The 10,673-nt window shown below is 46.3% G+C and carries 10 protein-coding genes; 7 read left to right on the top strand and 3 right to left on the bottom strand.

Annotated features, from left to right (window positions below; genetic code table 11):
- The 3 genes from VN105_RS01625 to VN105_RS01635 all read left to right on the top strand — a co-directional run.
- On the top strand, positions 1–1,251 hold a 1,251-nt coding region (locus VN105_RS01625; protein WP_325637268.1), incomplete at its 5' end, for a chloride channel protein.
- Positions 1,252–1,332: 81 nt separating this feature from the next.
- The gene (locus VN105_RS01630) at positions 1,333–1,938 is read left to right on the top strand and encodes an NAD(P)H-dependent oxidoreductase (RefSeq protein WP_325637270.1); all 606 of its coding nucleotides are present in this window, start codon (positions 1,333–1,335) and stop codon (positions 1,936–1,938) included.
- 1 nt (position 1,939) lies between these two features.
- Positions 1,940–3,832 carry a monovalent cation:proton antiporter-2 (CPA2) family protein gene (locus tag VN105_RS01635; protein ID WP_325637272.1) on the top strand — a complete coding sequence of 631 codons (1,893 nt, stop codon included), beginning with the start codon at positions 1,940–1,942 and terminating at the stop codon, positions 3,830–3,832.
- Positions 3,833–3,889: 57 nt separating this feature from the next.
- Here the strand turns inward: VN105_RS01635 and VN105_RS01640 are convergent, their stop codons facing one another.
- The 3 genes from VN105_RS01640 to VN105_RS01650 form a co-directional block, all read right to left on the bottom strand.
- The gene (locus tag VN105_RS01640; protein ID WP_325637274.1) at positions 3,890–4,138 is read right to left on the bottom strand and encodes a hypothetical protein; all 249 of its coding nucleotides are present in this window, start codon (positions 4,136–4,138) and stop codon (positions 3,890–3,892) included.
- 6 nt (positions 4,139–4,144) lie between these two features.
- Positions 4,145–4,402 carry a hypothetical protein gene (locus tag VN105_RS01645; protein WP_325637276.1) on the bottom strand — a complete coding sequence of 86 codons (258 nt, stop codon included), beginning with the start codon at positions 4,400–4,402 and terminating at the stop codon, positions 4,145–4,147.
- Positions 4,403–4,555: 153 nt separating this feature from the next.
- Positions 4,556–5,815 (bottom strand): DUF5009 domain-containing protein, encoded by a 1,260-nt coding sequence (locus VN105_RS01650; RefSeq protein ID WP_325637278.1) that lies wholly within the window; start codon positions 5,813–5,815, stop codon positions 4,556–4,558.
- 62 nt (positions 5,816–5,877) lie between these two features.
- On the opposite strand from VN105_RS01650, the gene VN105_RS01655 reads away from it, so the two are divergent.
- The 4 genes from VN105_RS01655 to VN105_RS01670 form a co-directional block, all read left to right on the top strand.
- On the top strand, positions 5,878–7,929 hold the full coding sequence (locus VN105_RS01655; protein ID WP_325637279.1) for a M13 family metallopeptidase: 2,052 nt from the start codon (positions 5,878–5,880) through the stop codon (positions 7,927–7,929).
- Between the two features lie 193 nt (positions 7,930–8,122).
- On the top strand, positions 8,123–8,512 hold the full coding sequence (locus tag VN105_RS01660) for a GxxExxY protein (protein ID WP_325637280.1): 390 nt from the start codon (positions 8,123–8,125) through the stop codon (positions 8,510–8,512).
- Positions 8,509–9,609, top strand: a complete 1,101-nt coding sequence (locus tag VN105_RS01665; RefSeq protein WP_325637282.1) for a carbohydrate-binding family 9-like protein — start codon at positions 8,509–8,511, stop codon at positions 9,607–9,609. The genes VN105_RS01660 and VN105_RS01665 overlap by 4 nt, the downstream gene beginning before the upstream one ends.
- 5 nt (positions 9,610–9,614) lie before the next feature.
- On the top strand, positions 9,615–10,673 hold a 1,059-nt coding region (locus tag VN105_RS01670), incomplete at its 3' end, for a family 10 glycosylhydrolase (RefSeq protein WP_325637284.1).

Genomic DNA, 10,673 nt, shown 5'->3' on the forward strand with positions numbered 1-10,673 from the left:
ATTGCCGGGATGATGTTTGCCTTCGAGATATTACTTACCGGTGTAGTGTTCTCTGATTTCATGCCGTTAGTCGTGGCGGCTGTTTGCGGAAGTTTGCTCTCTAAAATTATTTTACAGGAAGAAGCATTGTTCCATTTTGAATCGAGGGTTGCTTTTAACTATCACAATGTACCCTATTATATAGCCCTGGGAATACTTTCGGGGTTTTATGCAAGATATTACGTAGTCATCTCTCAGAAAATAGAACATTTTTTTCACTCGCTTAACTGGACAGCCCTTCAGCGGGCTATACTGGGCGGCATACTTGTATCGGCGCTCTGCGTGGCCATGCCGCCTTTATTCGGGGAAGGCTATACCAGTGTGAAATCGCTCGCATCGGGCCACGGTGAAGCGATCCTTCAAAACAGTTTCTTCCGGTATTTTCCCTTCCAGAGCTGGATGCTGCTGGTGTTTGCCGGCTGCGTATGCCTGTTGAAAGCATTGGCCGCTTCGGTTACTATACAAAGCGGGGGTAATGGCGGGAACTTTGCCCCGTCGCTGTTCGCCGGCGGTTTCCTGGGTTTCTTTTACGCCATGGTTTGCCAGCAGATGGGGCTTACCGACATCCCTTTTACCAACCTGGTAATTGTAGGTATGGCCGGCGTAATGGCCGGGGTAATGTACGCGCCGCTTACCGCTATCTTCCTGATAGCCGAATCCAGCTCGGGGTATGACCTCTTCATTCCACTGATGATCGTTTCCACGATCTCCTTCCTGATGGCAAAATGGTTTTCTCCCATCTCACCGGAAATAAAAGAACTGGCAAAAGACGGTAAAATATTTACGCGCGCCCATGATAAAAACATCCTGCTACTTCTGAAAATGGACGACCTTATAGAAAAGGATGTACAAACCATTTCTATTGACGCCACCCTGCGGGAAATTATAGAACTGGTAAAAGCAGGCGGCCGGAATATTATTGCCGTGGTAAACCAGGATCAGCTGTTTGAAGGTATTATTACACTGGACGATATCCGGCCGGTTATGTTCAACCCTGAACTGTATGATAAGGTGACTGTAAAAAAACTGATGCAGGCCGCACCGGCGGTAGTTAACCTGAAAGATAATATCAACATGGTGATCAAGAAATTTGATACTGCCCAGGCATGGAACCTCCCGGTAATACAGGATAAACAGCTGGTGGGTTTTATCTCCAAATCCACCATTCTCAACAAATACCGTTCGTTATTACAGGAATATTCCGAAGGCTGATAACTTTCATACGGGAGATTTAACACCGCAGCGCCACATTTGAAACAAAATGCCTAAATTTCTTTATACGAAAATCCGATAATGGCCAGAGTTCTGATAAATTTTGCGCATCCCGCCCTGGAAAAATCCAGGGTACATGCCCACTTGCTACGGGTGATTAAGAACATGCCGGGTATTACTTTCAACGATTTATATGAGCAATACCCCGACCTGGATGTGAATGTAGCCCGTGAACAAAAGTTGCTGGAACAGCATGATATTATTTTTATGCAGCATCCTTTTTACTGGTACAGCGCACCGGCTATTGTAAAACAATGGATGGACCTGGTGCTGGAACACGGATGGGCATACGGGCATACCGGGAAAGCCTTACAGGGAAAGTATTTCGGCAATATCATCACGGCAGGCGGTTCTGAACATTCTTATCAGCCGGACGGGCATCACGGACATACTGTACACGACTTCCTGCTGCCCTTTATCCAAACGGCTAAGTTATGTAATATGCATTATGCAGCTCCTTATATTATATATGGCGTGCACCGGCAGGATATTTCCGATATCCAGGAAGACGCCGTCAGGCTGAAACAGGTGCTGGAGCGCCTCCGCGGGGATAAATTTGATCTTACGCCGTTGCCTGGCCTGGAACATCTGCATCAAATACTTCAACTACCCGCTCAAACCAGATAATATGGATCAACATTCTTTGCTATTTCAGTCGATGGTATACCTGGCTGCGGCCATTGTATTTGTGCCGCTGGCAAAAAAGATGGGACTGGGCGCCGTTTTGGGCTACCTGATAGCAGGTATCATTATCGGGCCTTCCCTGCTGGGTTTTATAGGAAGAGAGGGAGAAGACATTATGCACTTTGCAGAATTTGGTGTAGTAATGATGCTGTTCCTGATAGGTATAGAGCTGGAACCGGCGCTGCTATGGCGGCTGCGCTCCTCCATCCTGGGATTGGGAGGGCTGCAGGTAATATTAAGTGCCGCAGCCATTGCAGGCATTGCCTACCTGTTGGGGCAACCAATAAATACTTCGCTGGCGCTGGGCATGATCCTGTCGCTTTCCTCTACAGCCATTGTGTTGCAAACACTGAATGAAAAAGGATGGATGAGCACTTCAGCCGGGCAGAGCGCCTTTTCCGTATTGCTGTTCCAGGATATTGCCGTGATCCCCATGCTGGCCATATTCCCTTTACTGGCCGGCAATGCTGCCAACAACGCTGCATCGCACGCACCTTCCCTGAGAGATAATTTACCTGCCTGGGCCCAAACGCTGGTGGTACTGGGGGCTGTAGCCATTATTATTATTGCCGGCAGGTACCTGGTGCGGCCGTTAATGCGTATCATAGCCCGTACCCGTGTACGCGAACTATTTACCGCTACCGCATTGCTGATGGTGGTGGGCATTGCCGTGCTGATGAACCTGGTGGGTCTTAGCTCCGCACTGGGCGCATTTCTTGGCGGGGTAGTACTGGCCAACAGTGAATACCGTCATGAGCTGGAAAGTGACATTGAGCCTTTCAAAGGATTATTGCTCGGTTTATTTTTTATTGCTGTAGGCGCTTCTATCGATTTTAGATTAATCATGGAGCAACCCTGGCTGATCATGGGATTAGTAGTGGCTATCATGGCCTTGAAAGCTATTGTGTTACTGGCACTCGGAAAAATATTCAGACTGAGCACTGATCAGAACCTGTTGTTTGCCTTTGCTCTTGCAGACATTGGTGAGTTTGCTTTTGTATTGTTGTCCTTTACCAATCAAACGCGGCTCATGAGCGAAGAAATGACTGCCATGATCACTGCAGTAGTAGCCATCAGTATGGCGCTTACCCCGTTGATTATGTTGCTGTATGAAAAAGTGATACAGCCACATTATACACGGTCTGAAGTAAAAGCGGAAAGAGAAGCCGACGAGATCACGGAAAAGAACCCTGTGATCATTGCAGGCTTTGGCCGCTTTGGCAGCATGACAGGACGTTTCCTCCGGGCAAACGGTATTAACGCTACTATCCTTGATCTTGATTCCGACCGGGTTGATGCACTTCATAACCTTGGCATTAAGGTATATTATGGAGATGCGTCACGGTATGACCTGCTGGCTGCCGCAGGCGCTGCCGATGCCAAAATGCTGATCATCGCCACCGATCATCCGGAACAAACATTGGAAATAGTGAAAATGGCGCAACGGTATTTCCCCCACCTGCAACTATTGGTAAGGGCTGAAAATAATGAAGATACTTTTGAGTTGATGGACATGGGCGTATTGCATATTTATCGTGAAACAGTGGATACTTCCCTCCGTGTTGGGGTAGATGCCCTGCGTATGCTGGGCGAAAGGGCTTATCATAGCGAACGCGCCGCCCGCACTTTCTTCCGCCAGGATGAACGAACCCTGAAAGGGTTATCGGCACTCCGCGACGACAAAAAACAATACATCAGCTCCATGAAGGAACGGATTGAAGAAATGGAAAAACTTATTTCTTCCGACCGTGTAAAAACCTGGCTGGATGAAGGACAGGGCTGGGACCCTGAATCATTGCGCGATGAAATACGGGGAGAGAAACCGGATGAGGCATAGCTATTATAGCATGTGCCCCGCTCACAACCACAAGAGAAACCGGATGCGGCGTAATTACTACTGTATATGCTGGATAATGAGTTCGGCTACGTGATGCAACAAACCTACGTCTACCGGGTTCAGATGATCATGCATAGGCTTGCTGGAAACAGCGCGTACATAACCTTCTTCATCGGGCTCAAAAGTGATTTCATGCTCTTCAATGGCTACTTTATAAACCGTTTTGAATTGCTGATGAGCAGTTTGCACATCCAGGATATGCGGATGTCCTTTATATTCAAATTTAAGTGTGAAGAAGTCTGACATAAATCATTACTGTTGCGCAGTGTTCACTTCCCTTTCATCGTGCCGGCGATGATAGTAACGCTTTATCCTGTTCTTTTCATCGCGGGAAAACTGATGAATCAGCCACAGGCAAAAGCAAGCAAGACCGCTGATAATTAATATGTAGCCAACAAATCCTGCGGTATGGAACACTTTGAACCACATCCAGTCGTTTGTTAAGGCATACTGCGCTAAGATAGCTAAAATCAATCCTGCTGACGCTAATACAATTGCAATTTTTTTCATGGGGGAACTTTGGGATAAAAAATCTGTTTCCGTAACTAAAGGGACAAATCAAATGCCATTACCTATCTACATACTGCACACCGGTTACAGATGCGTTTCACGTAGATATTTCTCTACATTACGAGAGTTATAACGAACCAGCGTGTAAGATTGTTACAGTTGTAAACGGATTCCCAGCCTGTTTAATCCTTTTACGAGGAAAAGCATGATCACTGCAAAAAAAGCGCACCAGGCAATACCTGGCAATCCTTCTCCCAGTACAGCCGGCAGGCTGATCCCCGTGAGCAACATTCCATAAAAAACGATATCCGGCAGTATATAGGTTAGCAAAGGATTAGATCCCGCCGGACGGAAGAAAGCTGTCCACCTGCTGATGTGTTTTACATCTGTCAGAAAATATAATAAAGAAAATACAGCTACACATATAGCGCTGCAATACAGGCACCAACTCGGCGTTGCCTGGATCTTGGATAGCTTGTAGGCGGGTCTTAACATAACACCGGCGATCAGTAATAAAGAAAAGTATCCCATTACTCTTGCCACCAGCTTACTTCCATTCAGTCCCAGGTCATCATCAAAATAAAATAATGTTAGCAGCATTCCCGACAAAACAATAGCAGTATGAGCAGCATTGCGCGCCTGGGAAGTAAGCCAGCTCCATTCGCCCTGGTGCATAAAAGGCTGCCTGCATAAAATATAATACCCGATACACACGGCTATCATCAGCATAATACCTCCTGCAACACCTTTAAATACCTGGTAAGTAATACATGCGTACAGGTAGGCCCAGCCTATTAACCCCAGGATGCCCCACCAATGCGGGCTTAATCGATCTGTTCCTTCTTCTCCGCCACGAAAAATAACAGCCAGTATAATTAATCCAATGGCGCCCACAGCTTTGAAGCACCAGGAGATCCAGTTTTGTTTGAACTTATAAACATTCCATACGAGTATGGCGCATATATAAAACATGAGCGACCAGGCGGCCGCACTTATCCCGGTAGCAGCAGCATTCACCAATTCTGCATTTACCATAAAAATACCGAGTACCCACAATCCCAGGGTACGCCATATAATATGCCGCTGCAACTGCCAGAAAGTATCCCCTTTCGCCAACCTGCTATTGATGGCAAAAGGTATGGACATACCTACAATAAAAAGAAAAGCAGGGAAAACAACATCCACAAAAGTCATCCTGTCTTCATTACCATGCGCATGCTGCATCCACGACGGGATGCCGCTTACCCCGGCCACACTGTTAACAAAAATCATGACAAGAATAGTTATTCCGCGGAAGGCATCTATGGATAAAATGCGGCCAGTCTTTAAGTTGTTAATCATAAGCGGTAAGGAAATGACTTTATACCAAAGTACAATATTTACTTTATATTCTCCTGCTGCCGTTGAGCCCATTTTAATAACCGGGGTGCCAAAAAATAATTATCTTTCTTCTGCTAACAAAATCTAAAAAGCTTATGATAAAATCCATCCTCACCCTAACCGGCCTGGCTGCCGTTACCTGCTTTGTGGCATGTAACCAGGGGCAGCAACAGCCCGGCGACACCGCTTCTTCCACCCCCGATGCAGTAGCCGCTAACGTAGACAGCACCGTGAACCCCGCCCAGGATTTTTTCGATTATGCCAACGGCGGCTGGATAAAACGCAATCCTATCCCGGCTGAATACAGTTCATGGGGGATCGGCAATCTTGTAAAGGAAGAATTGTACAAACGCCTGCGTATCATCAATGAAAAAGCCGTGGAGCATCCCACCGATCCTATCTCTAAAAAAATTGCAGCGTTCTGGACAAGCGGCATGGATTCCGTTCGCATCAACCAGGAAGGCATAAAACCTATTGAGGCGGAACTGAAAGCTATTGATGCAGTTACCACCATTCCTCAACTGGTACAAATAGCTTCCAAACTGAACATGAACACCGGCGCCTTTTGCAGTCTTTACATAGGCCAGGACGCCAAAAACAGCGAACTGATTGCCGTTCAGCTGGACCAGGGCGGATTAGGTTTACCTAACCGTGATTACTACTTTAATACCGATGCACGTACCACCAACATAAGAAATGCCTATCCTGCACACGTTGCCAAAATGCTGCAGTTTGTTGGCTACGACAGCGTCGCCGCCAAAAAGGCCGCTGCCGGCATTGTACAACTGGAAACCAGCCTGGCTAAAAACAGCCGCAAACTGGAAGCACTCCGCGACCCCGAAGCGAACTACCACAAAATGGCAGTGACCCAGTTAAATAAAATTGCCGGGAATGTAGACTGGAATGATTTCATCAAACAACAAGGCATCAATAAATTTGCAGATACCATTATTGTTGGCCAGCCGGAATTTTACACCAACCTGAGTAATGCCGTTAAGTCGCAACCACTTCAAACCTGGAAAGACTACCTTAAATGGAACCTGATCAACGCTGCAGCTTCGCATCTCAGCGATACCATCGCCAATACCGACTTTGCCTTTTTTGGTACTCTCCTGAGAGGACAGGATAAACAAAAGCCCCGCTGGAAACGCGTACTCGATGCAGAAGAAAGCGCCCTGGGAGAGGCATTGGGACAACTGTTTGTAAAAGAGTTCTTTAATACTACCGCCAAAAAAAGATATGAAAACCTGGTGGAAGAAATACGCGGCGAACTAAAAACACGTATTGAACACCTCGACTGGATGAGCGACAGCACCAAACAAAAAGCACTGTATAAACTATCGAAGATCACGAAAAAAGTAGGCTACCCCGATAAGTGGAAAGATTTCTCCGCAATGGATATCAAGGAACAATCCTACCACCAGAACATTGAAGCAGCACAACAATGGTGGCAGAATTACCAGATCAACAAACTGGGTAAACCGGTAGACCGTACCGAATGGGATATGACCCCGCAAACATATAACGCCTACTATAACCCCAGCAACAACGAAATTGTATTGCCAGCCGGCATTTTCACCGTTCCCGGTAAACGGGACGAAGAGCTGGACGATGCTGTTGTTTACGGCTATGCCGGCGCCTCCACCATTGGGCACGAAATCACACACGGCTTCGACGATGAAGGCCGCCAATTTGATGCCGCCGGTAACCTTAAAAGCTGGTGGACCAAAGACGATGAGAAAAAATTCAATGAGCGCGCAGCTGTAATGGTGAAACAATTTAACAACTACGTAGTAGTAGATACCTTACGCATCAACGGTAAAGCTACACTCGGCGAAAACATTGCAGACCTCGGCGGTATCCTGCTGGGCTGGGAAGCATTCAAAAAAACAGAGCAGTTTAAAAAGAATGAGAAAATTGCCGGCTACACTCCCTCACAACGGTACTTCATGGGTTATGCACTCGGCTGGCTGGGACATACCAAAAAGGAATCCCTCGCCAGGCAGGTACTCACAGATGTGCATTCACCCGCCAAGTTCAGGGTGAACGGGCCGTTCAGCGACGTGGACGCCTTCTACGAAGTATACGGCGTAAAACCCGGTGATGCTATGTACAGGGCGGATAGTGTAAGGGTGCGCATTTGGTAATGCAGCGGATTTTGTCTGACTCAGGATTATGATGATTACGCTGATTACACTGATTTTATCTTTTTGAATTTTTGAATTTTTTGATTCATTTGATTATTTTTTTTGAAGAGCTGGATATTTTGTCCGGCTCTTCTTTTTGATTATTGAAATGGTTAAATTAGCGTCATTGTTTGTTTGACCTAATATATAATTTATGATTAACCCATCTTATAAACATTCGGAGCTTACCGAAAAAATCATCGGTTGTGCAATGCAAGTACATCGCATACTTGGATCAGGATTCCAGGAAGTGATTTATCAACGGGCATTAGCCATTGAAATGAGTGAAAGTCAAATTCATTTTATGAGAGAAAAAGAGATTCCTTTATATTATAAAGGGCAACGTGTAGGAGACAGAAGAGCTGATTTCATTGTAGAAGATGTTGTAGCCGTAGAACTAAAGGCTTTAATAGGGTTAGAACAAGCCCATTTATCCCAGGCTAAAAGCTATCTCGAAGCATATAACGTAGAAACCGGATTACTTATTAACTTTGGCCAGCCAAGCCTTGAGTTTAGAAGATTAATTAACGGAAATTATAAATGAAAAAAATTCCTTTCAACACACAAAAAAAAATCAGTGTAATCAGCGTAATCATCATAATCCTGAGTCAGACAATCTCCGCGCAAACCGCGCGGGAAACACTTAAACCGTTCAAAGGAACACCCCGGCATTATGTATGCCAGGAAACGAAAGACAAAGTAGTAATCGATGGCAAACTGGAAGAAGCCGGGTGGCAGCAAGCCCCCTGGACTGATGATTTCCAGGATATTGAAGGCGACGCCAAACCTGCACCCGCATTGCGTACCAGGGCAAAGATGATGTGGGATCAGCAGTATCTTTATATTGCGGCTACCCTGCAGGAACCTCATATCTGGGGAACACTGACAGATCATGATGCTATCATTTTCCGGGATAATGATTTTGAAGTATTTATAGATCCAGATGGAGATACCCACCAATACTACGAAATAGAGATCAATGCTTTAAATACCGTGATGGACCTTTTCATGGGTAAGCCATACCGCAATATGGGAGAGGCTTTGATAAACTGGGATACCAAAGGGATTATCACCGCCATACATATTAACGGTACCATCAATAACCCATCCGATACGGATAAGGAGTGGACCGTGGAAATGGCCATACCTTTCAGTGCACTCAGCTTTTTCAGCAGGAATCAGCAACCGGCTGAAAACAGCCTTTGGCGGATCAATTTTTCAAGGGTAGAATGGGACACCGATATTAAAAACGGAAAGTATGTAAAACTGCAACAGCCGGAACACAACTGGGTATGGTCGCCGCAGGGCATTGTAAACATGCATGCACCTGAACGTTGGGGTTACTTGCTGTTTACCAGCAAAGCCAATACTACTTTTCAATTGCCGCCTGCGGAGGAAGCCCGGCAATACCTCTGGCAGATCTACAGCGCGCAACTGGAATACAGGCAAGCCAACGGGCGGTATGCCGGCAGTTTAAAAGCACTGAAAATCCCGGAAAAACAAACCGGACCTAACGGCCAGGTATATACGCTAAAAATGGAAGGCATTTCGTTACAATATAATGCCAGCGTTACCGGCAGCAATTTTACCGGTTCTGTAAATATTAACCAGGAAGGCAAAGTTTATAATAACAGAAAATAATAGCTATGGATAAACGTCTTTTTATGAAATCATTGGGTATAGGCGGGCTGGCATTGGTAAAACCAGTACTACCTGCCAGTGCTGCTTTGGGCGTTACAGCGCCCACATTGGAAAAAAATGCCGTGCAGCACCGGGTATGGATTAACCCGGATCATAAAGATACTGCGGCCGTTCTGCAATCAAGATATGCGGCTTACAGCAAAGCCGGCATCACCGATATTATGTTTGAAGCCGATAGTCCGTTGCATTTTAAAACGGCGAAAGCCAACGGTATCAAAGCGCACCGCTGGATGTGGACCATGAACAGGGGAGAGAAGGAGTTACTGGCCAGTCACCCGGAATGGTATGCGCAAAACCGCAAAGGTGAATCCTGTGCTAACCATCCTCCCTATGTGGATTACTACCGCTGGTTATGCCCCAGTAAACCCGAAGTGGTGAACTACCTGAAAAGCCAGGTGGAGAAAATCCTTTCATTGGATTATGTAGACGGTATTCACCTCGACTACGTCCGTTTCTGCGATGTGATACTACCCGTGAATCTGTGGAGCAATTATGGTATTGATCAATCTAAAGAATTGCCGGAATATGATTTTTGTTACTGTGAGCAATGCCGCAACGCTTATAAAGAAAAAAGCGGCGTAGACCCGCTGCAAATGGAGCATCCGGATCAAAGCCCTTCCTGGCGGAAGTTCCGCTACGACAGGATCACTAACGTAGTGAGTAACCTGGCCGCAGTAGCCAGGCAACATAAAAAACCTATTTCAGCAGCAGTGTTTCCCACGCCTGAAATTGCCAAACGTATTGTTCGCCAGGACTGGACCAACTGGCCGCTCGATGCCATTTGCCCGATGATCTACCATGGTTTTTATAAGGAAAATGTAAGCTGGATCGGCGATGCAGTGGCAGAAGGTGTGAAGGGCTTACACGGTGCATTCCCGTTGTATGCCGGCTTGTATCTGCCGGATTTCCACGGCAACTACGCCGATCTTGGTGAAGCGGTAAAGCTGGCCATTGAAAATGGAGCAGCAGGCGTTTCCATCTTTGGTGAAGTAACACCGGAAGTG

The sequence above is a fragment of the Chitinophaga sp. genome (genome assembly GCF_035564935.1).
Taxonomy (GTDB): Bacteria; Bacteroidota; Bacteroidia; order Chitinophagales; family Chitinophagaceae; genus Chitinophaga.

What these genes read in the sequence shown, in the direction of transcription:
- VN105_RS01630 (WP_325637270.1), top strand. Translation starts at nt 1,333, where the DNA reads ATGGCCAGAGTTCTGATAAATTTTGCGCATCCCGCCCTGGAAAAATCC.
- VN105_RS01635 (WP_325637272.1), top strand. Translation starts at nt 1,940, where the DNA reads ATGGATCAACATTCTTTGCTATTTCAGTCGATGGTATACCTGGCTGCG.
- VN105_RS01640 (WP_325637274.1), bottom strand. Translation starts at nt 4,138, where the DNA reads ATGTCAGACTTCTTCACACTTAAATTTGAATATAAAGGACATCCGCAT.
- VN105_RS01645 (WP_325637276.1), bottom strand. Translation starts at nt 4,402, where the DNA reads ATGAAAAAAATTGCAATTGTATTAGCGTCAGCAGGATTGATTTTAGCT.
- VN105_RS01650 (WP_325637278.1), bottom strand. Translation starts at nt 5,815, where the DNA reads ATGGGCTCAACGGCAGCAGGAGAATATAAAGTAAATATTGTACTTTGG.
- VN105_RS01655 (WP_325637279.1), top strand. Translation starts at nt 5,878, where the DNA reads ATGATAAAATCCATCCTCACCCTAACCGGCCTGGCTGCCGTTACCTGC.
- VN105_RS01660 (WP_325637280.1), top strand. Translation starts at nt 8,123, where the DNA reads ATGATTAACCCATCTTATAAACATTCGGAGCTTACCGAAAAAATCATC.
- VN105_RS01665 (WP_325637282.1), top strand. Translation starts at nt 8,509, where the DNA reads ATGAAAAAAATTCCTTTCAACACACAAAAAAAAATCAGTGTAATCAGC.